Genomic DNA, 19,735 nt, shown 5'->3' on the forward strand with positions numbered 1-19,735 from the left:
CAAGAAGCGGGAACGGCGACCAGTGATCAAAATCCGGCCGCCCCTGGGATCGCTTGCTCAAATCAAGAACGTGTTCTACTTTTCTCGGTAGTGAACAGTGTTTCCCAGGAGGCGAACGTGGGTAGTCCGGTGATCGTCGAGGCGGTCCGCACCCCTGTCGGCAAGCGCAGGGGGCACCTGGCGGGGCTGCACGCCGCCGAGATCCTCGGCGCGGCGCAGCGCGCGCTGCTCGAACGCGCGGGAGTGGATCCCGCGCTCGTCGAGCAGGCGATCGGCGGCGCCGTGACCCAGGCGGGCGAGCAGGCGGGCAACGTCACGCGCACGGCGTGGCTGCACGCCGGGCTCCCGGAGACCACGGGCGCGACGACCATCGACGCCCAATGCGGCTCGGCACAGCAGGCGACGCATCTGATCGCCGGGCTCATCGCGGCGGGCGCGATCGACGCCGGGGTCTCGTGCGGCGTCGAGGCGATGAGCCGGGTCCCGCTGGGCGCGAACCGCGGCGAGGGCATCGGCGCGCCACGGCCGGAGTCGTGGTCGATCGACATGCCGAACCAGTACGGCGCGGCCGAGCGGATCGCGGAACGCCGCGGGATCACGCGCCTCGACGTCGACGAGTTCGGGACCGCCTCGCAGGCCAAGGCCGCCGCCGCGTGGGCCGCGGGCCACTTCGACCGCGAAGTCGTCGCCGTGAAGGCGCCCGTGCTCGGCGAAGACGGCACGCCGACCGGCGAGACCCGGCTGGTGTCGCGCGACCAAGGACTTCGCGAGACGACCGTCGAAGGCCTCTCCAAGCTCAAGCCCGTCCTCGAAGGCGGCGTGCACACGGCCGGGACGTCGTCGCAGATCTCCGACGGCGCGGCCGCGCTCCTCCTCATGGACTCGGACCGGGCCAAGGCACTGGGCCTCAGGCCGCGGGCGCGGATCGTCTCGCAGGCGTTGGTCGGCGCGGAGCCGTACTACCACCTCGACGGCCCCGTGCAGGCGACCGAACGCGTCCTCGCCAGGGCGGGGATGACGATCGGCGACCTCGACCTCTTCGAAGTCAACGAGGCGTTCGCTTCGGTCGTGTTGTCATGGCAACGGGTGCACCGGCCCGACGAGGCCAAGGTCAACGTGAACGGTGGCGCGATCGCGCTCGGGCATCCCGTCGGCAGCACCGGCGCCCGCCTGCTGACGACGGCGTTGCACGAACTGGAACGCCGCGACGCGAGCACCGCGCTGGTGACGATGTGCGCCGGCGGCGCGCTTTCCACCGGCACGATCATCGAACGGATCTAGCTCAAGGCGACCTCGACCACCGGACCGTTGTCCGGCCTCGCGAGCCTTTTGAGCCCCTGCCCCTCCTTCCAGAAGTCGAAATAGATGGTGTTGCCCTCGACCCAGGTCAGCACCGCCTCGGTGAGGTCGAGCCGGAAGACGTGGGCCTCCCCGTCGTCACCCTGCAGGCGGGCGACCTCCGCCGGATCGGTGATCTCGACGGCCTTTCCCGACACCTTCGCGTCCGCGCCGCCCTCGTCGATCGCCGAGGCGGCGTGGATCGCGAACCTGCCGTCGTGCTGCAGATCCTTCGCCTTCATCGCGCCGATCATCGAACCGATCAGCAGGTCCTGCTCACGGAAGTCGACCTCACTGCCACTGACCCGGGGCGAACCGTCCCGCCGGACCGTCGCCAGCACATGCGACTTCGCCGCGGTGAACCGTTCCTTGATCTTCTCCGCCAGCGCGGGTGCCTCTTCACTGAACTGCTGCCACGTCGCCATGCCGCACAGCGTCCCACCGGGGTCCGACAGTTTCGAACGATCAGGGCCGCGGCGCCCCCATCGGGTTCGGCAGCGGGATCGCGCCGACGTCGAAGATCCGGCGGCTCAGCGGGACGGCGATCCGCACGGCCTCGGCCGCCCCGTCCTCCCCCAAGGCGTCGAGCGGGCCGATGGCGAGGCGGTCCGTCTCGTCCTCGATGCGTTGGCGCAGCTCGATTCCCGGGCCGGTGAGGCTGAGATCGCCGTCGAGGATTCCCCGGTCCGAGAGCCGCGCGACGCTCGCGTCCCACTCGCCGTCGGACCAGCCACGGTTGATCTGGATGACCTCGCGGGTCACCGCGCCGCTGCCGATGTGGGTCAGCGTCGTGTCGAGCCCGCGCAGCCCGGCGGCGACGGCGGAGAGCACATGACCGTCCCCGCGATGCTCGCGCAGCACCGTCGCCGCGAGCCAGACCCGGCCCGCCGGCGACGCCGGCCTGGCGACCGAGGACCAGGCGGCGGCGAGCGGCCTGGCCTCGTAGTCGCAGCCGGTGACGGCCTGTTCGAGCAGCTCGGCGAGGGCTGCGAGTGGCGCGCCGGCGGGAAGGATCCGGTTCAGGGCTTCCTCGACGGCCTCCATCCGGCTCTGGAGGACGACCGCCGGTTCGGCGTACTTCCACGCGTCGGGCAGGGATCGCGCGACCATCCTCGGGGCGAACCCGAAGAGCATCGCGGTCGCGGGTGGTTCCGGCAGGGGCCCGAGCGGCGCGACCCGGCCGGCGAAATAGCCCATCCACCAGCCCGGCAGACCTGCCGCCTTGGCCGCGGCCGCGGTCTCCGGGGCGAAGTAGACGACGGCGTGCAGCGGCTCGACCGCTTCCCAGAGACGGCGCTGAAGTGACTTCACTCCCCCATCTTGCCCCGCCGAAAACCGAATGCGGCTCCTCGCGGCGTGGTGTGTGATCGCGACATGGTGATCAGTTTGGAGAAACCGGGGCTCGATGGGCTGAACGAGGCCGTCGGCGCGCTGCGGGAGTGGCAATCCGAAGGCGTGGCTTGGCAAGTGCATCCCGGTGACCTCGGCTGGTTCTGGCGTTCGGGGGCGGAAGCGACGGCCGCGGCGGTGCGGATCTGGCGCCGGGACGGGCGGATCCTCGCCGTCGGGCTGCTGGACGGAGCCGACCTCCTGCGGCTCACGACCGCGCCGGACGTCCGCCGGGACGAAGACCTGGCACGGCGGCTGGCCGAAGACGTGCACGCGCCGGATCGCGGTGTGCTCCCGCCCGGAGAGGTGTCCATCGAAGCGCCGATGGACGCGCTGCTCCAGGATCTGCTGCCCGGCCACGGCTGGCACACCGGCGAACCGTGGACCCCGTTGCGCCGCGATCTCACCGAACCGGTGAAGGCCCCGGACCTGCGGATCGAGACGATCGGGCCGGACGACTGCCGGGTATGGGCCGACGTGATGCGCGGCGCCTTCGACGGCTCGACGTTCACGCCCGAGAAGTGGCGCACGCTGGCGACCGGCGCGCCGTACGCCGACGCCCGGTTCCTGGTGGGATACGACGAGAAGGACGACGCTGTCGCGGCGGTCGCGGTGTGGTCGGCCGGTCCGGGGAAACCCGGTGTACTGGAGCCGATGGGCGTGCACCGGGACCACCGCGGGCACGGTCACGGGCGCGCGATCACCTTCGCCGCGGCTGCCGCGCTCCGGGAGCTCGGCTCGTCGAGCGCGGGCGTGAACACGCCGAGTTCCAACGTCGCCGCCGTCGCGACCTACGAATCGGGCGGGTTCCAGCGGCTGCCCGAGGTCCGGGACCTGACGCGGGACGCCTGAGCTGAAGGACTTGGCTGAGACGTCGCGAAAGTGGCTTTCGCGACACACTTCGGCTCTGAAGGTACTTCATCGGCCGCATTCACCGTGGCTGAGGCGGACGGGCACCGATTCCCTTTGCCGACAAGGGGCCAGGTGACGGCGAGCCAGACCGGGTCCCCTTGGGGGTATAGCCGTCACACCCCCATTTTCCGTGCGCCCAGGCCGCCACCGCAGCACCCACGACACTCAACGCCACCACCGCGCAGCCCGAATCATTCGAAGCGGCGTTCCGGCGTGTGTTCAGCAGTCGTCGCCACAGCTCCTTCTCGTGATCCGCCAGGTAGAAACCAGCCGCCTGCCCGGTGGCTACGCCGTCCGGCACCCGGTACACGAACCAGGCGTGCGTCGGCGGTGCCGTCACCAACAGGCCATTGCCGGTCGGCGCCGCCTGCCGTACCAAGGGCGCGGCGACCTCGCATGTCGGATTCCCGACGTTTTCCAGATACAGCAGGAGATGCTCCTGCGCGCGGGCCTTCGATTCGAACGAGTCCGGATAGGTGGTGATGTCCCCTCGGTACGGGCCGATGGCGACGAACTCCGACCAGCCCCATCGCTCTCCCATTCCCTGGCCTCCTCAGGCGAGTATCGCTCCGATGACCACGCCGACCCCGGCCGCCCACACCGCGATCAAGATCAAGGTGCGCATCGAACAGATGACCTTCATCTGCCCTCCTCCGAGTGTCGAGGGTCTTATGGTCAGATTGACTATTAGCGACTATCCGGACGATACCGTTAACAACCTCTTTTGGTCAATGCGACCAGAAGGTAGGGTGGAGTTCGTGAGCAAGCTGGAAACCCCTCCCGCCGCGGTCGCGGTCGACCTGGCCGTGCTGACCATCCGCGAGCGGTCCCTGCATGTCCTGGTCGTCGAACGCGCCACTCCGCCCTACCGCGGCCGGTTCGCGTTACCTGGCGGATTCCTCGAAGACGGCGAAGACCTCGACCAGGCCGCGTATCGGGAACTGGCCGAGGAGACCAGCTTGGACGCCGCCTGGCTGCGCGTCCGACAGCTCCACAGCTATGGCGCGCCGGACCGGGATCCGCGGGGCCGCGTCGTATCCGTCTGTTACGTCGCGCTGATGCCGGACCTGCCCATGCCCGTGGCCGGCGGCGACGCCCGCGCCGCTCATTGGCTCCCCGTCCGCGATTTGCTGGACACGGAGGCGAAACTGGCTTTCGACCACCACCGTTTGCTGACTGACGCGGTCGAACATGCCCGAGAAGCGCTTACCAGTACCACCCTCGCGACCGCGTTCTGCCCACCGGAGTTCACCATCGGCCAGCTACGCGACGTGTACGAAATCGTCTGGGGTATCCGGCTGGATCCGGCGAACTTCCACCGGAAGGTGACCGGCGTACCTGGTTTCCTGATCGCCACTGGCGGAAAGTCGTCCGAGACCGGAGGCAGGCCCGCGGCCCTGTACCGGGCCGGACCGGTGACCCGCCTGCACCCGGCGATCCTGCGCGAGCAGACGGCATGAGCGCCGGGGAGGTCTCGGTGGTGGTCTGCGCCGCACTGGGTGTGGAGTACCTTGCCGTTCGCGACCATCTGCGCGGGCCGTTCGCTGAACGCGAGGAACGCGGCACCCTCTATCAGATCGGCGTCTTCCCCACCGGCCGCGGCCCCTGCCGGGTGGCACTCACCCAGACCGGTGCCGGCGCCACCCACGCGGGAATCGAGCTCGAACGCGCCATCTCCGTCTTCCACCCCCAAATGGTGCTGTTCGTCGGGGTGGCAGGCGGCCGCAAGGACGTGTCCCTCGGCGACGTCGTGATCGCCGACCACATCTACGACTACGAATCCGGCAGGGAGACTGCCACCGATTTCTTGCCCCGCATCAAAACCGCGGCCCCGACCACGCGGCTGCTCCGCCGCGCCCAGCAGCTCGCCCGCGACGAGGCGTGGCAACACCGTATCCTTCCCGCCACTCCGGCGACCGCACCGAAAGCCGTGGTCAAGCCGATCGCGGCGGGCGGCAAGGTCGTCGGCGACACGGGCTCGGCCACCGCGCGCTTTCTGGACCGGCACTGTGGGGACGCGGCCGCGGTCGAAATGGAAGGCCACGGCTTCCTGCACGGCGCCTACCTCAACGACGGCGTCCAGGCCCTGGTCGTGCGCGGCATCTCCGATCTGCTGTCCGGCAAGAGCGGCGCTGCCGACGAACACTGGCAGCCCGTGGCATCCCGGCACGCGGCCGCGTTCGCTTTCGAACTGCTCGCACACGAAGCGGTGCCCGAGGCCGTTCTCGACGGCACTCATGCCTATGAGACCGCCCGCGAACTGGAAATGCGGTTCGAGACGACGGTCGAGGACCTGGTCGAAATCGAACGGCTCTACCGCGAAGCGGCGGCCGCCGGGCACGCCGACGCGATGGCTCGGGTGGGCTTGATCGCCGAAGGCCGACTACGGGCATCGCGGCGCGGGCAAGAGTCAGGTGAGCCGTCCGCCGCTGATGTGGAAACCGCGATGTACTGGTACGCCAAATCCGCGGAACTCGGCAGCGTGTTCGGGGCGCTCTACCTCGGACGGCTCTACGAGGAACGGCTGGGAAAGCCCGCCGAAGCGCTCAAGTGGTACGAGAAATCCGCCGACGGCGGTCACGGTGGCGCGCGATCCCGCCTGGAGGGCTTGCAACGCAGACTGGCGATGGGGCTCGGCCCGCTACAGGGCCGCGCCCAGTTCGATTCCACACCGCAGCTCCCCCACCCGGACGAAAGGAAGCCCATGGCCACCGACACCGAGTACGAACGCTGGGTCGAACGGGAATGGGGAGGCTCCAAGTACCGAATGTTCGCGTTCTGCCTGGGCGACCTGGATCGGGAGTGCGGTGGGACCTACGGAGAGTGGGGGACCCTGACCGAAGACGAAAGCGTGGCGATCCTCGGCCATTTCACCCTGCTCATGCCCACACGGATCCATTTGCCGGCGGTCGCGCTCGAATACTGCCGGAGCATCGGCGAAGGGAACCTTCGGAAATTCGCGGCCGATCTGCGACAGGGTTCCGGCCCCCGGCCCGAAGAGCTGGCGCCGGTCTGGTGGCGGCAGCGCGCGGAGAACCGGATCTGTACCGAGCTGTTCCACTACAACTTCGTGCTCTCGGTGCAAGACTACGATTCGCTCGTCTCGCTGGTGGATGCCCTCATCGGGCACATGGCGGACGACAGCGCTTCGAACCCCGAAGCTCTCCTGAACCTGCGGATGCTCTCGCGGGAGCTGGCGAAGCGACGCGAGCAGGCTCTCCCGACGGAGAGTGAAGGCGATTGGGAGTTTTCGTTGCTTGTCACGCAGGAGCAGATCGGAACCTTCCGCCGCCTCGCCGCCATGCAATCAGGCAACCAGGAGGCCGATGCGGACTTCCGGGCGTTCTGGCAACGTGTCCACGCAGCCCTCGAAGCCGCCACGACGGCCCCTTTCGTCTAGTTCCGCGACGGGGCCCGGATCACTGATCGAGCGCCACTACGCCCCATAAACGGGTTCAGGCTCGGGAGCCTCCGCCAGCAGCTCCCCCACCACCGGACCGAGTTCGGCAGGCGACCACCGGGAACCCTTGTCCCGCACCGTTCCGTGCCGCCAACCCTGCGCGATCGAGACGCGTCCGCCGTCGACCTCGAACACCCGGCCGGTGACCCCGGACGACTCCTCGCTGCCGAGCCACACCACCAGCGGCGACACGTTTTCCGGTGCCATCGCGTCGAAACCGTCCTCCGGCGCGGCCATGTCGTCGGCGAAGGCCACTTCGGTCATGCGAGTGCGGGCGGCCGGGGCGATCGCGTTCACGGTGACGCCGTAGCGCGCGAATTCGGTCGCCGCGACCAGCGTGAGGCCCAGGATGCCGGACTTCGCGGCCGCGTAGTTCCCCTGCCCGACACTGCCGAGCAGCCCGGCACCGGAGCTGGTGTTGATCACCCGCGCGGCCCGCGTCCGGCCCGCCTTCGCTTCGGCCCGCCAGTACTCGGCGGCGTGCCGCGTCGGCGCGAAATGCCCCTTCAGGTGGACGCGGATGACGGCGTCCCATTCGTCCTCGCCGAGGTTGACCAGCATCCGGTCGCGCAGGAAGCCCGCGTTGTTGACCAGGACGTCCAGCCCGCCGAAGGTCTCGACGGCCGTCCGCACCAGCGCCGCGGCGCCGTCCCACGAGGCGATGTCGTCGGTGTTCGCCACCGCTTTGCCGCCGAGCGCCTCGATCTCGTCCACGACGTCCTGCGCGGGCCCGGCCGATCCGCCGCTTCCGTCGATCCCGGCGCCGAGGTCGTTCACCACCACCCGTGCGCCCTCGGCGGCGAACGCGAGCGCGTGCGCCCGTCCGATGCCGCGACCGGCTCCGGTCACCACCACGATCCGGCCGTCGGCGATCCCGCTCACACCGGCTCCTTTCGTTCTTTCACCAGGGAATTGGATGCGGCGAGGAAGGCAGGCACCTCTCCCCCGCCGTGGACGGTCAGGCAGGCTCCGCTGACATAGGAGGCCAGCGGGGAAGCCAGGAACACCGCGCAGGAACCGATCTCGTCCGGATCGGCCAACCGTCCTAACGGGACAGTCGCGCCCACGGCCTCGATGCCCGCTTCGTCGCCGTAGTGCAGATGCGAGTGCTCCGTCCGCACCATGCCGACGTCGAGCCCGTTGACCCGCACCTTCGGCGCCCACTCGACGGCGAGCGACGCGGTCAGGTTGTCCAGGCCCGCTTTCGCCGCGCCGTAGGACGCCGTCCCCGGCGACGGTCTCGTCGCGCTGACGCTGCTGATGTTCACGATGACACCGCCGCTTTCCTGCTCCTGCATGACGGCGTTCGCCGCACGGGCGACGGCCAGCGGCGCCAGCAGGTTCAGCGCGACGATCTTCTCGTGGAACCGCGGCGACGCGTTCGCGGCCTCGGCGTACGGCGCGCCGCCCGCGTTGTTGACCACGACGTCGATCCTGCCATGGCGCCGGACTATCTCGTCGACGAGCGCGTCGACCTCCTTCGGGTCGCGGACGTCGCAGGAGATGAAGCTCGACGCCTTCTCCCCGGCGCACACCGGCCGCTCGGGTTCGGTGCGGGCGCAGGTGACGACTTCGGCGCCGGCGCGCAGAAAAGTCCTGGTGACACCGGCGCCGACGCCGCGGACGCCACCGGTCACCAGCACCACGGCGCCGTCGAGCCGGAGTTCGAGTGCCATGCCGGGCCTCCTTCACGTCGCTGTACCCGGGCCGGACGTCCTGCTAACGTACCAAGCAAGTGCTAGGTTTGGTAGCGGAGAAGGGTGCACGATGACCGTTTCCACCCACTCACCGGAGCCCGGCATCGCCGTGGTCACGGTCGACGCGCCCCCGGTGAACGCGCTGAGCGTGAAGGGATGGTTCGCCCTCGCGTCCGCCGTCACCGACGCCGGACGCGACCCCGCGACCCACGTGGTGGTGCTGCGCGCGGAAGGCCGCGGGTTCAACGCGGGGGTCGACATCAAGGAGATCCAGCGCGATCCGGGATATGGCGCGCTGATCGGCGCGAACGAGGGCTGCGCGGCAGCGTTCTCCGCGGTGTACGACTGCGCGGTCCCGGTGATCGCCGCGGTACAGGGTTTCTGCCTCGGCGGCGGGGTCGGCCTGGTCGGCAACGCGGACGTCGTGGTCGCCAGCGAGGACGCCACCTTCGGGCTCCCCGAGGTCGATCGCGGCGCGCTGGGCGCGGCGACCCATCTCGCGCGGCTGGTCCCCCAGCATCTGATGCGGGCCCTGTACTACACGGCCTCCACGATCACCGCGGCCCAGTTGCACCACCACGGTTCGGTCTACGCCGTCGTCCCGCGCGAGGATCTCGACGAGACCGCGCTCGGTGTCGCACGGCAGATCGCGGCGAAGGACACCCGCGTGATCCGCGCCGCGAAACAGGCCATCAACGGCATCGACGTCCAGCCCGTGCACCGCAGCTACCGCTTCGAGCAGGGATTCACCTTCGAACTCAACCTGGCGGGCGTCTCGGACGGCGCACGCCAGGAATTCTTGGACGGTAAGGGGAAGTGATGGCCGACAAGCGGATGACGCCGGACGAGATCGTCGCCGAGCTGAAGGACGGCATGACGATCGGGATCGGCGGCTGGGGCTCGCGGCGCAAACCGATGGCGCTGGTGCGCGCGATCCTGCGCTCGCCGGTCAAGGATCTCACCGTGGTCTCCTACGGCGGTCCGGACGTCGGGCTGCTGGCGTCGGCGGGCAAGATCAAGCATCTCGTCTTCGGCTTCGTCACGCTGGATTCGATCCCCTACGACCCGTGGTTCTCCCGGGTGCGGGAATCCGGGGCGATCACCGTCACGGAATACGACGAGGGCGTGTTCGGCACCGGGCTTTCCGCTGCCGCGCAACGGCTTCCGTTCCTGCCGACGCGGGCGGGCCTCGGCTCCGGCGTGATGGACCTGAACCCGTCGCTGCGCACCGTCCGTTCGCCGTACGACGACGCCGAAGAACTGCTGGCCGCGCCCGCCCTCAGGCTCGATGCCGCCTTCGTCCACCTCAACCGTGCCGACGCCCGGGGCAACGCGCAGTATCTCGGGCCGGATCCGTACTTCGACGAACTGTTCGCGCTCGCCGCCGACAAGTGTTACGTGTCCACGGAAAAGATCGTCGAGACGGCCGAGCTCACCGAAGCGGGTCCGGTGCAAAGCCTGCTGCTGAGCCGGATGCTCGTCACCGGGGTGGCCGAAACGCCGAACGGCGCGCATTTCACCACGGCCGTCCCGGACTACGGCCGCGACGAACGTTTCCAGCGCCACTACGCCGCATCGGCCAAGGACCTCGACGCGTGGCCGGAATTCGTCGACAGGTTCCTGTCCGGGGACGAAGCGCACTATCAGAAGGCCGTCGCCGAATTCGGGGAGTCCGCGTGAGTGACATCAGCCGTGCCGAAGTGGCTGTCGTGGCCTGTGCCGAATTGTTCCGCGGTGACGGCGAGATCGTGGTGAGCCCCATGGGTTTCATCCCGTCGCTGGGCGCGCGGCTGGCCAGGCTGACGTTCGAGCCGGACATCCTGCTGTCCGACGGCGAGGCGTACCTGATGACCCCGGACGCCGTCGTCGAAGGCTGGCAGCCGTTCCGCAAGGTCCTCGACACCGTGGTACCGCGAGGGAAACGGCATGTGGTGATGGGCGCCAACCAGATCGACGGCGAGGGCAACCAGAACATCTCGGCGATCGGCGAGCATTCCCGGCCCAAGAAACAACTTCTCGGCGTGCGAGGCGGGCCGGGCAACACGGCCAACCACCGCACGAGCTACTGGGTCCCCCGGCACGGCAAGCGGGTCTTCGTCGATCGGGTCGACGTCGTGTCCGGTGTCGGCTACGCCAGGGCGCGCGCGGCCGGCTTGCGGCATCACGACGTCCACCGGATCGTCACGAACCTCGGCGTCCTGGACTTCGGCGGTGAAGACCACGCGCCACGGCTGCTTTCCGTACATCCGGGGGTTTCCGTGGACGAGGTCGTCGAGGCGACGTCGTTCCCGCTGATCACCGAAGGCGTCACGGAGACCCGGCTGCCGACCGAGTCCGAACTGCTCCTGATCCGCACCAGCCTGGACCCGAAGTCCTTGCGGGACAAGGAAGTCCCGTCATGAAGACCGCGCTGACCGAACTGGCGGGCATCCGTCACCCGATCGTGCAGACCGGGATGGGCTGGGTCGCCGGGCCGCGGCTGGTGTCCGCGACGGCGGAGGCGGGCGGCCTCGGCATCCTCGCCTCCGCGACGATGACCTACGACGAGCTGGCGGCGGCGATCAAGGAGGTCAAGAGCCGCACGTCGGAACCGTTCGGGGTCAACCTCCGCGCGGACGCCGACGACGCCGCGCGCCGGGTCGAGCTGCTCATCACCGAGGAAGTCCGCGTCGCGTCCTTCGCGCTCGCGCCGAAGAAGGACATGATCGCGCGGCTCAAGGACAACGGCGTCCTCGTCGTTCCCTCGGTCGGCGCGGCCAGGCACGCGGAGAAGGTCGCGGGCTGGGGCGCCGACGCCGTCATCGTGCAGGGCGGCGAGGGCGGCGGGCATACCGGCGGGGTCGCGACGACACTGCTGCTGCCCTCGGTGCTGGACGCGGTCGACATCCCGGTGGTCGCGGCGGGCGGCTTCTTCGACGGCCGGGGCCTGGCCGCCGCGCTCGCCTACGGGGCGGCCGGGGTCGCCATGGGCACCCGGTTCCTCCTGACGAGGGAAAGCACCGTCCCCGACGAGATCAAGCAGGCGTACCTCGCCCGCGACCTCAACGGCACCGTCGTCACCCGCAAGGTGGACGGCATGCCGCATCGCGTGCTCCGGACGGAACTGGTCGACGCGCTCGAGTCCGCCGGTCCGGTGAGCGGGCTCGCCCGTGCCGCCCGCAACGCCGCGAAGTTCCGGAAGCTCACCGGGCTGTCGTGGCGTTCCCTGGCCACCGAAGGGCTGCGGATGAAACGCGGCGGCGACCGGACGTGGTCGCAGGTCCTGATGGCCGCCAACACGCCGATGCTGTTGCGCGCCGGGCTTGTCGAAGGCGACCGGAGCGCCGGGGTGCTGGCGTCCGGGCAGGTCGTCGGCCTGCTCGACGACCTGCCCGCCGTCGGCGACCTCATCGAGACGATCGTCGCCGACGCCACCGGCATCCTGCGGCGGCTGGCCTCGGAGTGAGCGGCCGGGCGCGCTGTGCTTGACTTCGGCCATGATCTCGGAGAGTCGTTGTCCGGTCGAGGACGGTGAGCTGTACGTCCGCAGCACCGGCGAAGGGCCGCTTCTGCTCCTGATCGCGGGCGGGCTGGGCTCGGCGGACACCTTCCGGGCGATGACGAAGCTGCTCGCGGACGACTACACCGTCGTCACCTACGACCGGCGCGGCCACTTCCGCAGCACGGACACCAGCACCGGCCCGGTCAGCGTGCCCAAGCAGGCCGACGACGCCCACGCGGTGCTCCAGCACGTCGGGGGCGGCCCCGCGAGCGTGTTCGGGACCAGCGCGGGCGCCATGATCGGCCTCGACCTCGTGGCCCGTTACCCGGACGCGGCGACGGTGCTGGTCGCGCACGAACCGCCGGCCATCCAGCTGCTGCCCGACGCGCTCGGCTGGCTCGACGAGGCCAACGCGCAGGTCCGGCTCGCCCAGGCCGGTGACCTGATGGGGGCGTTCAAGCGGTTCACCGACGGGATCGCCGGCGCCGCGCTGCCCGAACTGCGCGCGATCCGGCTGCCGAACGAGGAGGACTGGAAACGGCTGTTCGGCCGCGAGCTGGCCGAGATCCTCGACTACCTCCCCGATCTGCGGGCGCTGCGCAGGAGCAGGACCGAGATCGTCCCCGTCGCGGGTGTCGGCAGCCGCGGGCACTACCACTACCAGCCCGCGAAGATCCTCGCGCTGGAGCTGGGGTTGCCGTTCACGGAGGTACCCGGCGCGCATCTGGCGCCGCAGCGGAACCCCGCCCAGTTCGCCGAAGCGCTGCGGGGCCTGCTCGAAGGCTGAGTCACGGCATCAGCGGCAGCTTCCCGACCAGCTTGTCGATCCGGTTGCGCGGGCCCACGATGCCGATCGCGCAGAAGTCCATCTCCTCGGTCGGGATCTCCTTCATCGTCGCGAGGAAGTCGGTGTAGACCCGGATCTGCTGCGCGACGGCGGGCATGTCGGCGACGTGGCAGCCCGGCGAGGCCGCGGCCTTGGCGCGGATGGCGCGCAGCTTCTCCGCATCGGCCGACAGGATCGAGCAGCCGGTCCACGGCAAACCCGTGTAGTGCTCGCCGCCGGCGTCGACCGCTTCGTCGCCGAGCAGACCGGTGACGCCCCGCGCGGTGGCGACGGCGGTGCAGACCGCCGCGTTGACCGCGCGGCCGGGCGGCAGCTCGCTGTTGACCACGATCACCCACTTCAAGCGGGCCGACCGGGTGGACGCGGAGAAGTCGATCTCCTCGGGGGCGAATCCGATGGCCGTACCGTACTCGGACATTCAGCTGATCTCCTGCTCACTTCAACGGATGAACAGGGCCAAGCTAAGAGGACATACGAGTACTGTCCACCGTGTTCGTACTTAATACGGCGAGAGGGCCACGATGACCCGTTTGGACGAACTTGATAAGGCGATCCTGGCGCAACTGCAGTCGGACGCACGGAAGACCAACCGCGAAGTGGCCGCGGCGGTGGGCGTTTCGCCGACGACCGCGCTGGACCGCACCCGCGGGCTGCGCGAACGCGGCGTGATCCGCGGCGCGCTGCTGGACGTGGACCTGCCCTCGATCGGCCGCGGGGTGCAGGCGCTCATCGCGGTGCGCGTCCGCCCGCCCTCGCGGCGGAACATCGAGGGCTTCCGCAACTGGGTCAACGCGCTGCCCGATCTCGTCGGGCTCTACGTGACCACCGGGACCGAGGACTTCATCCTGCATGTCGCGGTCCCCGACAACGACGCCCTCTACGCCTTCGTGATCGACAAGCTGACCGAACGCCCCGAGGTGGCCGACGTGCGCACCTCGATGGTGTTCGAGCACAGCAGGCGCACCAAGATCACGCCGGTGGACCGCTAAAGCTCCCGGATGACGCGGGCGGGGTTGCCCGCGGCGAACACCTTCGACGGCAGGTCACGCGTGACGACGCTGCCCGCGCCCACGACGACGTCGTCGCCGATGGTGACGCCGGCGCAGACGATCACGCCACCGCCGAACCAGACGTTGTCCCCGATGGTGATCGGCGCGGCCGATTCCCAGCGCTGCCGCCGCAGTTCGTGGTCCTCCATGGGATGCAGCGCGGTCAGCAGCTGGCAGCGCGGGCCGATCGAGCAGTCCGAGCCGATCTTGATCGGCGCGCAGTCGAGCAGGATGGCGTCGTAGTTGAGGAAACTGTTGGCGCCGATCTCGATCAGGTAGCCGTAGTCGCACTGGAACCGCGGCATGATCCAGGAACCCTCGCCGAGCTTTCCCAGCAGCTCGCGCAGAATCGTGTCCCGCTCACCGGTCTCCTCGGCGCCCGTGCCGTTGAACCGGTCGACGAGCGCCTGTGCGCGTCGGCGGTCCGCCACCAGCTCGGGGTCGTTGTCCCGGTACAGCTCTCCGCGCAGCATGCGGTCCTTCTGCTCACCCATGCCGCCAACCTACCGAAGAGCCCTGCCGGCGAGCCTCCCTCGGGAAGCCACCGGCAGGGCGGGGTGAATGCTTGCGGAGCGTTCTTCAGTTGTGTCGATCGGTTTCCGAGTAGGGCCGGCCCGGCGGGTGGGTGAGGTGTAGGGGGACCCGCCGGGCCGGAGTTTCTTCCTCCTGTTCGCCGGTTCTTCCGTACATCCCCGGCCGTCGGAGTGTGCCGAGGAGACTTGGCGCCGCTTCAGCGGCCTATTCGCGGCACTCGCGGCCTTCGTTGACGCAGTCGACGAGGCGGTCCATGACCCGGTCCGGCATCACGTTCGCGAAATCGTCGTGGTCGGAGAAGGGGTTGTGGTCCTCCTCGGGGAACGAGTCCACTTTGTACTGTCCATTGGCCTGTATCTGCCGCGGGATCTCGTAGGTCAGCGAGATGGTCAGCTCCGGGACGGCGGTCAGGCCGTTCGCGCATTCGCCGTTCTCGTCCGGGTACTTGATGTGGTCCCGATGGTTCTCGCTGTCGATGTTGTTCCCGTCGAGACAGCTCGGGAACGTGTGCACCCGTTTGACGTCACTGCCCTCGGGGCAGATCGGGTACTGCTTGATGAGCCGGTTCTCGAAGCCGGTGCACGTCCAGCTCTCCCGCGCGTTCGCCGGGCCGTTCGTGGTGACTTTCGCGTCACCGTAAAGGATCCGGAGGAACTTCGGCATCTCTTTCACCTTCTCCCTGGCGTTGCCCTTGAAGGTGATGTCGACGACCGCGGGACGCTGGATCTCACCGTCGTTGCCGGCGAGTTCGTTGTCCGCGTTCGGTTCTTCCAGCTGAGCCTGCTCGTTGTTCTGGTTGTTCTGCTCGTTGTCGTTCTGCTCCTGGTTGTCCTGGTCCCGGCGGCGATTCCGGTCGCCGTCGCGGTTCTGCTGCTGCCCGGCTTCTTCCTCCCCGGTGTCGATCCGCACCACGGGCCAGAAGTACGCCGACTCGTCGCCGTTCGCGCAGGTCGTCCCGGCGCCCAGCAGGCTGTCGTTGTCCGAATCCGCGTTCGTGGACAGGTTTCCGACGTAATCGTGCAGATGCTGGGCGCCGTTGCGGACACCCGGCTGCGCGATGAAGTTGTCGGGATTGAAATGCCCGTTCTCGTTCCTGCCGCAGTCGACGGTGAACGAACCCGTGGACGCGTTCCGGCCCGGCCTCGGCTCGTCGACGTTCGGCCGCACCTTCGTGATGTCCACGAACTGCGACCTGTCCACCTCGTCCGCGGAGGCGCGCTCGGGTTCGCCGGTCGTGGTGGACACCACCAGCCCGCCGACCGCGATCGACAGGCCCAGCAACGCGGTCGCGATCTTGGTCCTGCGGGCGATACGATGGCGCCCTTGATTTCGTGCCATTGGCTGCTCACCTCATTCTTTTCCGGGCACGCCGATCACTCGCGCCCGGGCATGAGCCACGCATTTGTCGAATACGGGAATAACCGAATTCGCGGCGAACCCTTCTGTTCGCCCGCCGATTCAGATCCGGCTATCTGGAGATACGGACCCCAGGCGGACCCGGTTCAAAACGCGATCCGGCCGTTATCTTTCCGTTATAAGACTAGCGGCGTACGACGGCCAGCACGGTGCCGTCCCGCTTGTGAACCTCGAAGCGTTCGATGTCGGCCTTCTGCAACGCCGTCGAACCGGTGATCACGAGGGGATCCGGGGAACCGGGGACGCCGTAACCCTTGGACGGCACGCTCCAGTTGTTGACCACGTAGGCCTCGCCGCCGTGGGAGTAGGCGAAAAGCTGACAGGTCATCGGCCCGATGAGGCCGCGCAGTTCGAGCTCGACGGCGCTGCCCCACTCCTTCTCCTGGACCGTGACCTCGGCCGCGACGGCGTTGCCCGCTTCGGACCAGCCGAACGGGGCGGCGCCGCCGTCCGGGCCCGCCTCGCGCTCCCGGGACGACAACGGAGACGGCACCACCGACGTCACGACGGAGGGCGCCGCCTGCGTGACGACCGGCTCACGATCGGTGAGCGAAAGAACCGTGAGCGGCCCGCCGACGACGAGCACGAGCACGGCGGCCGCCGTCGCCAGCCGGACGACCTTGCGCCGGCGGCCCGCCTTGGCGGCGTCCGCGAGCAGCATCCGCAGCACCCGCGGGCCCGGCCCCTTCACGGGCGGGTCCGGCCAGCTCTTCTTGACCATGTCCAGGATGTCGGGCAGGTGGTACATCTCCACCAGCTCGACCTGACATTCGGGGCACTCCAGCAGATGCGCCTCGAACCTGGCGTGATCCTCCTCGCCGAGGACGCCCAGCACGTAGGCGGCGATATCCGTGTGGACGGCTCCGGACACTTCGCTCACCCCCGCTCCTGCAGCGCCCTGCGCAGCGCGCGCACAGCGTGGTGGATCCGCGATTTCACCGTACCCGGCGGAACCCCGAGCGTCGCCGCGACCTCGTTCACGGTGCGGTCACGCAGGTAGGTCTGCTGGACGGCCTCACGTTGCTCCGGGGAAAGATTGCGCAGGGCCTCGTAAACGATCATGGCCGCGAGCGTCTTCTCCGATTCGTCCGGCACTCCGATCGAATCCGACTCCAGTTCCTCCACCTCTTGAGGGCGGGCGCTCCGGCTCCGCCAGCCGTCGATGACGATGCGCCTGGCCACGGTGAACAGCCAGGCGCGCAGCATTTCCGGCTGCCGGTCGAGTTTGCCGGCGTTGCGCCACGCTTTGATGAGCGTCTCCTGGACCACGTCCTCGGCCCATTGGCGATCGTGGCCGGTCAGCTTCAGCACGAAGGCCATCAGGCTGGACCCGAACTCCTGGTACAACGCCCTGATGAGGTCGTCATGCCCGTTCGACGCGGGTTCATGATCGACTATTGGCTGCAGTATCCGAGAGTGGCGTCCCACGCGGCACATCTTTGTGGGCGCGGGGGCGATAAGTCCAGTACCAAAACCGTTCCGGCCCGGTTCATCGCACGCGGGAAAGTTTTTTGAACCGTTTCCCGCCCGTGACCGTATCCCCTACCGAAGACCCCGACCCGGCGCTGTCCCCCGCACCGCCGAATCCACTGTGGATCATGACTGTCCACAGTGGAATTGAACCTGCCTGCACACCATCTCCCCGCGGTGATGGCGTTCTCCTCTGGCCCCGACAGGAGGATTTCCGTGAACCCCGTGTCACGCTCGGTCATACCTCTGCCCCTCATCCTGGCCGCGGTCGCGCTGACCGCCGCCTGCACCACCGGTACCGCGGGACCGAACGGCGCTCCCGGCGCGGCCTCCACCGCGGGAGCGGCGCAGATCCCGGGAATGCCCGACCCCGCGGCCGAACCCGCCCCCGGTGTCACGGCGGCGATCCTGTTCGACCTCGGGCCGATCGTCACCGACACGAACGGCTTCACGCTTTACCGCTACGACAAGGACACGGTGAATCCGCCCAAATCGAATTGCGCCGAAACCTGTGCGCGGACCTGGATTCCCGCCAAAGCGGGCGCCGACCTCGTGGTCACCGGGATCGATCGGGCCCTGGTCGGCACCGTGACCAGGGACGACGGCACCGAGCAGCTCACGCTCGCGGGCTGGCCGCTCTACCGCAACGCCAAGGACGCGATGCCCGGCAACACCGGCGGGCAAGGCGCCGACGACGCGTGGTTCCCCGCCAAACCGGACGGGACGAAAGTGCTGCTGACCGCCGAGACCTGGCAGGCCGATGACCTCGGCATCTGACCTCCCCAGACTCGTCCGCCCGCTGCTCGTCCTGCTGGCCGCGGCCATGGTGAGCCTCTTCGGCCCTGTCCGCGACGCGCAGGCCCAGGAACTCTCCGCCGCGGACAAGAACCTGATCGTCAACGTGAAACTGGCCGGGCTGTGGGAAATGCCCGCCGGGATGTGGGCGCAGGAACGCGGGAAGAGCAAACGGACCCGCGAAGTCGGCCGGACGTTGATGATCGACCACGGCAGGCTCGACACCGCGACGCACGCCATCGCCGACCGGTTCGGCATCGCCCTGCCCGCCGAGCCGTCGGATCAGCAGTCCGCGTGGCTCGGCGAGATGAAGGCCGCCCGCGACGACACCGAGTTCGACCGGATCTTCGCCAACCGGCTCCGGTACGCGCACGGCGTGCTGTTCCCCGTCATCGCGCAGGTCCGGGCCGGTACCCGCAACGACGTCGTCCGCGACTACGCCACCACGGCCAACCAGGCGGTGCTGCGGCATATGACGCTGCTGGAGAGCACCGGCCTCGTCGACCAGTCGCTGATGCCGGAAGCCCCGGTGCCGCAGTCGAATTCCGCCAACTCCGCGATGGACGTCGGTTTCGGCGACTTCGCGCTCGGCCTGCTGCTCGCGGTGGCGATCGGCGGCGGACTGTTCCTCGCCGTGCGGGCCCTGCGCAGCAAGAACACCCGGACCCGCAACCGCGCGGCCGTCCCCGAACCGGATCCGGTTCCCGGTGCCCCAGGAGAGATCAATGTATGACCAGTGGTCCGAGGTGGTGATCGTGCTGACCCAGAAGGCGGACACCGACCCCGGCATCAAGGGTATGGCGCAGACCTCCGCCCGGATCTCGTACGGCTTCATGTGCCTCACCCTGTGCTGGGGCGTGTTCACCGCGACCGGCTGGATCAAGTCGCTGACCGGGCGGAAGGCGCTGCGCAACTCGCATATGGTGCTCGGCATCCTGACGTTGTCGTTCGGCGTCGTGCACGCGATGTCGTTCCTGTTCCTGCCCGACGGTTTCACCCTGGCGCAGGTCACCATCCCGCTCCTGCCGGGCACGCTGGCGCGGCACGAACTCGGCGTCGTCGGGCTCGAGGTGATGATCGCCGTCGCGCTGACCGGCGGGATCAGCCGGTTCAGTTCCTATCGGCGCTTTCTGTGGATCCACCGGCTCGCCTATCCGGCGGTCGCGATCACCGCGCTGCATTCGTTCTTCGGCGCCATGGCCAACGGGCATCTCGGCCTGCTGTGGTTCGGCGGCATCACCCTGCTGGTCCCCGTGGTGCTGCTGACCGCGCTGCGGTTCACGCCGGCCAGGTACCTGGAACGACTGGGCCTGGTCGAAGAGCTGGTCTGAAGACTTGGAGAGACGA

23 protein-coding genes are annotated in these 19,735 nt (G+C 68.9%); 13 read left to right on the forward strand and 10 right to left on the reverse strand.

Annotated features, from left to right (window positions below):
• Window positions 1-117 precede the first annotated feature (117 nt).
• Complete coding sequence (locus tag MJQ72_RS04150) at window positions 118-1,281, forward strand: steroid 3-ketoacyl-CoA thiolase (RefSeq protein ID WP_240597796.1); 1,164 nt, start codon at window positions 118-120, stop codon at window positions 1,279-1,281.
• On the opposite strand, the gene MJQ72_RS04155 is transcribed toward MJQ72_RS04150, so the two are convergent.
• Together MJQ72_RS04155 and MJQ72_RS04160 are read right to left on the reverse strand one after the other, a co-directional pair.
• Entirely contained in the window at window positions 1,278-1,763 is a 486-nt protein-coding gene (locus MJQ72_RS04155) for a pyridoxamine 5'-phosphate oxidase family protein (RefSeq protein WP_240597798.1), read from the reverse strand. The genes MJQ72_RS04150 and MJQ72_RS04155 overlap by 4 nt on opposite strands.
• Window positions 1,764-1,803: 40 nt before the next feature.
• The gene (locus tag MJQ72_RS04160) at window positions 1,804-2,649 is read right to left on the reverse strand and encodes an SCO6745 family protein (protein ID WP_240597800.1); all 846 of its coding nucleotides are present in this window, start codon (window positions 2,647-2,649) and stop codon (window positions 1,804-1,806) included.
• A 63-nt stretch (window positions 2,650-2,712) separates the two neighbouring features.
• Here MJQ72_RS04160 and MJQ72_RS04165 point away from each other — a divergent pair, with 63 nt between their 5' ends.
• Entirely contained in the window at window positions 2,713-3,579 is an 867-nt protein-coding gene (locus MJQ72_RS04165) for an N-acetyltransferase (RefSeq protein WP_240597802.1), read from the forward strand.
• 79 nt (window positions 3,580-3,658) lie between these two features.
• Here the strand turns inward: MJQ72_RS04165 and MJQ72_RS04170 are convergent, their stop codons facing one another.
• A complete protein-coding gene (locus tag MJQ72_RS04170) occupies window positions 3,659-4,180 on the reverse strand; it encodes a hypothetical protein (RefSeq protein WP_240597804.1) in 522 nt (173 codons plus the stop codon).
• 217 nt (window positions 4,181-4,397) lie between these two features.
• On the opposite strand from MJQ72_RS04170, the gene MJQ72_RS04175 reads away from it, so the two are divergent.
• Together MJQ72_RS04175 and MJQ72_RS04180 are read left to right on the forward strand one after the other, a co-directional pair.
• The gene (locus MJQ72_RS04175) at window positions 4,398-5,099 is read left to right on the forward strand and encodes an NUDIX hydrolase (protein WP_396426926.1); all 702 of its coding nucleotides are present in this window, start codon (window positions 4,398-4,400) and stop codon (window positions 5,097-5,099) included.
• Entirely contained in the window at window positions 5,096-7,039 is a 1,944-nt protein-coding gene (locus tag MJQ72_RS04180; protein ID WP_240597807.1) for a 5'-methylthioadenosine/S-adenosylhomocysteine nucleosidase, read from the forward strand. The genes MJQ72_RS04175 and MJQ72_RS04180 overlap by 4 nt, the downstream gene beginning before the upstream one ends.
• A 36-nt stretch (window positions 7,040-7,075) precedes the next feature.
• On the opposite strand, the gene MJQ72_RS04185 is transcribed toward MJQ72_RS04180, so the two are convergent.
• Together MJQ72_RS04185 and MJQ72_RS04190 are read right to left on the reverse strand one after the other, a co-directional pair.
• Window positions 7,076-7,981 (reverse strand): SDR family oxidoreductase, encoded by a 906-nt coding sequence (locus MJQ72_RS04185; RefSeq protein ID WP_240597813.1) that lies wholly within the window; start codon window positions 7,979-7,981, stop codon window positions 7,076-7,078.
• On the reverse strand, window positions 7,978-8,775 hold the full coding sequence (locus MJQ72_RS04190; protein ID WP_240597815.1) for an SDR family oxidoreductase: 798 nt from the start codon (window positions 8,773-8,775) through the stop codon (window positions 7,978-7,980). The genes MJQ72_RS04185 and MJQ72_RS04190 overlap by 4 nt, the downstream gene beginning before the upstream one ends.
• Before the next feature lie 91 nt (window positions 8,776-8,866).
• Here MJQ72_RS04190 and MJQ72_RS04195 point away from each other — a divergent pair, with 91 nt between their 5' ends.
• The 5 genes from MJQ72_RS04195 to MJQ72_RS04215 are packed head-to-tail and all read left to right on the forward strand — an operon-like array spanning window position 8,867 to window position 13,064.
• A complete protein-coding gene (locus MJQ72_RS04195; protein WP_240597816.1) occupies window positions 8,867-9,616 on the forward strand; it encodes an enoyl-CoA hydratase family protein in 750 nt (249 codons plus the stop codon).
• Window positions 9,616-10,476: a CoA transferase subunit A gene (locus MJQ72_RS04200; RefSeq protein ID WP_240597818.1), complete on the forward strand. Its 861-nt coding sequence runs from the start codon at window positions 9,616-9,618 to the stop codon at window positions 10,474-10,476. Before MJQ72_RS04195 ends, MJQ72_RS04200 begins: the two co-directional genes overlap by 1 nt.
• The gene (locus MJQ72_RS04205; protein WP_240597819.1) at window positions 10,473-11,198 is read left to right on the forward strand and encodes a CoA-transferase subunit beta; all 726 of its coding nucleotides are present in this window, start codon (window positions 10,473-10,475) and stop codon (window positions 11,196-11,198) included. The genes MJQ72_RS04200 and MJQ72_RS04205 overlap by 4 nt, the downstream gene beginning before the upstream one ends.
• Window positions 11,195-12,241: a nitronate monooxygenase family protein gene (locus MJQ72_RS04210; protein WP_240597821.1), complete on the forward strand. Its 1,047-nt coding sequence runs from the start codon at window positions 11,195-11,197 to the stop codon at window positions 12,239-12,241. Before MJQ72_RS04205 ends, MJQ72_RS04210 begins: the two co-directional genes overlap by 4 nt.
• Window positions 12,242-12,272: 31 nt before the next feature.
• Complete coding sequence (locus MJQ72_RS04215; protein WP_240597822.1) at window positions 12,273-13,064, forward strand: alpha/beta fold hydrolase; 792 nt, start codon at window positions 12,273-12,275, stop codon at window positions 13,062-13,064.
• A 1-nt stretch (window position 13,065) separates the two neighbouring features.
• On the opposite strand, the gene MJQ72_RS04220 is transcribed toward MJQ72_RS04215, so the two are convergent.
• The gene (locus tag MJQ72_RS04220; protein WP_240597824.1) at window positions 13,066-13,542 is read right to left on the reverse strand and encodes a DUF2000 domain-containing protein; all 477 of its coding nucleotides are present in this window, start codon (window positions 13,540-13,542) and stop codon (window positions 13,066-13,068) included.
• A 103-nt stretch (window positions 13,543-13,645) separates the two neighbouring features.
• Between MJQ72_RS04220 and MJQ72_RS04225 the strand changes: the two genes are divergently transcribed.
• Complete coding sequence (locus MJQ72_RS04225; protein WP_240597826.1) at window positions 13,646-14,113, forward strand: Lrp/AsnC family transcriptional regulator; 468 nt, start codon at window positions 13,646-13,648, stop codon at window positions 14,111-14,113.
• On the opposite strand, the gene MJQ72_RS04230 is transcribed toward MJQ72_RS04225, so the two are convergent.
• The 4 genes from MJQ72_RS04230 to MJQ72_RS04245 form a co-directional block, all read right to left on the reverse strand.
• Complete coding sequence (locus tag MJQ72_RS04230; RefSeq protein WP_240597827.1) at window positions 14,110-14,667, reverse strand: sugar O-acetyltransferase; 558 nt, start codon at window positions 14,665-14,667, stop codon at window positions 14,110-14,112. The genes MJQ72_RS04225 and MJQ72_RS04230 overlap by 4 nt on opposite strands.
• Before the next feature lie 244 nt (window positions 14,668-14,911).
• Window positions 14,912-16,045 (reverse strand): DUF1996 domain-containing protein, encoded by a 1,134-nt coding sequence (locus MJQ72_RS04235; RefSeq protein WP_240597832.1) that lies wholly within the window; start codon window positions 16,043-16,045, stop codon window positions 14,912-14,914.
• Between the two features lie 202 nt (window positions 16,046-16,247).
• Window positions 16,248-17,003, reverse strand: a complete 756-nt coding sequence (locus MJQ72_RS04240; protein WP_038515970.1) for an anti-sigma factor — start codon at window positions 17,001-17,003, stop codon at window positions 16,248-16,250.
• A complete protein-coding gene (locus tag MJQ72_RS04245; protein WP_034317190.1) occupies window positions 17,000-17,551 on the reverse strand; it encodes a sigma-70 family RNA polymerase sigma factor in 552 nt (183 codons plus the stop codon). The genes MJQ72_RS04240 and MJQ72_RS04245 overlap by 4 nt, the downstream gene beginning before the upstream one ends.
• A gap of 258 nt (window positions 17,552-17,809) precedes the next feature.
• On the opposite strand from MJQ72_RS04245, the gene MJQ72_RS04250 reads away from it, so the two are divergent.
• From MJQ72_RS04250 to MJQ72_RS04260, 3 genes are read left to right on the forward strand one after another with little or no spacing between them, the layout of a single operon-like run.
• A complete protein-coding gene (locus tag MJQ72_RS04250; protein WP_240597833.1) occupies window positions 17,810-18,370 on the forward strand; it encodes a hypothetical protein in 561 nt (186 codons plus the stop codon).
• Entirely contained in the window at window positions 18,354-19,121 is a 768-nt protein-coding gene (locus MJQ72_RS04255) for a DUF4142 domain-containing protein (RefSeq protein WP_240597835.1), read from the forward strand. Before MJQ72_RS04250 ends, MJQ72_RS04255 begins: the two co-directional genes overlap by 17 nt.
• Window positions 19,114-19,719 carry a ferric reductase-like transmembrane domain-containing protein gene (locus MJQ72_RS04260; protein ID WP_240597836.1) on the forward strand — a complete coding sequence of 202 codons (606 nt, stop codon included), beginning with the start codon at window positions 19,114-19,116 and terminating at the stop codon, window positions 19,717-19,719. Before MJQ72_RS04255 ends, MJQ72_RS04260 begins: the two co-directional genes overlap by 8 nt.
• Window positions 19,720-19,735 lie beyond the last annotated feature (16 nt).

Source organism: Amycolatopsis sp. EV170708-02-1 (assembly GCF_022479115.1).
GTDB lineage: Bacteria > Actinomycetota > Actinomycetes > Mycobacteriales > Pseudonocardiaceae > Amycolatopsis.

Coding starts and splice junctions, on each gene's coding strand:
- MJQ72_RS04155 (WP_240597798.1), bottom strand. CDS start 1,763: ATGGCGACGTGGCAGCAGTTCAGTGAAGAGGCACCCGCGCTGGCGGAG.
- MJQ72_RS04210 (WP_240597821.1), top strand. CDS start 11,195: ATGAAGACCGCGCTGACCGAACTGGCGGGCATCCGTCACCCGATCGTG.
- MJQ72_RS04230 (WP_240597827.1), bottom strand. CDS start 14,667: ATGGGTGAGCAGAAGGACCGCATGCTGCGCGGAGAGCTGTACCGGGAC.
- MJQ72_RS04215 (WP_240597822.1), top strand. CDS start 12,273: ATGATCTCGGAGAGTCGTTGTCCGGTCGAGGACGGTGAGCTGTACGTC.
- MJQ72_RS04225 (WP_240597826.1), top strand. CDS start 13,646: ATGACCCGTTTGGACGAACTTGATAAGGCGATCCTGGCGCAACTGCAG.
- MJQ72_RS04170 (WP_240597804.1), bottom strand. CDS start 4,180: ATGGGAGAGCGATGGGGCTGGTCGGAGTTCGTCGCCATCGGCCCGTAC.
- MJQ72_RS04235 (WP_240597832.1), bottom strand. CDS start 16,045: ATGGCACGAAATCAAGGGCGCCATCGTATCGCCCGCAGGACCAAGATC.
- MJQ72_RS04180 (WP_240597807.1), top strand. CDS start 5,096: ATGAGCGCCGGGGAGGTCTCGGTGGTGGTCTGCGCCGCACTGGGTGTG.
- MJQ72_RS04195 (WP_240597816.1), top strand. CDS start 8,867: ATGACCGTTTCCACCCACTCACCGGAGCCCGGCATCGCCGTGGTCACG.
- MJQ72_RS04165 (WP_240597802.1), top strand. CDS start 2,713: ATGGTGATCAGTTTGGAGAAACCGGGGCTCGATGGGCTGAACGAGGCC.
- MJQ72_RS04260 (WP_240597836.1), top strand. CDS start 19,114: ATGTATGACCAGTGGTCCGAGGTGGTGATCGTGCTGACCCAGAAGGCG.
- MJQ72_RS04190 (WP_240597815.1), bottom strand. CDS start 8,775: ATGGCACTCGAACTCCGGCTCGACGGCGCCGTGGTGCTGGTGACCGGT.
- MJQ72_RS04200 (WP_240597818.1), top strand. CDS start 9,616: ATGGCCGACAAGCGGATGACGCCGGACGAGATCGTCGCCGAGCTGAAG.
- MJQ72_RS04255 (WP_240597835.1), top strand. CDS start 18,354: ATGACCTCGGCATCTGACCTCCCCAGACTCGTCCGCCCGCTGCTCGTC.
- MJQ72_RS04220 (WP_240597824.1), bottom strand. CDS start 13,542: ATGTCCGAGTACGGTACGGCCATCGGATTCGCCCCCGAGGAGATCGAC.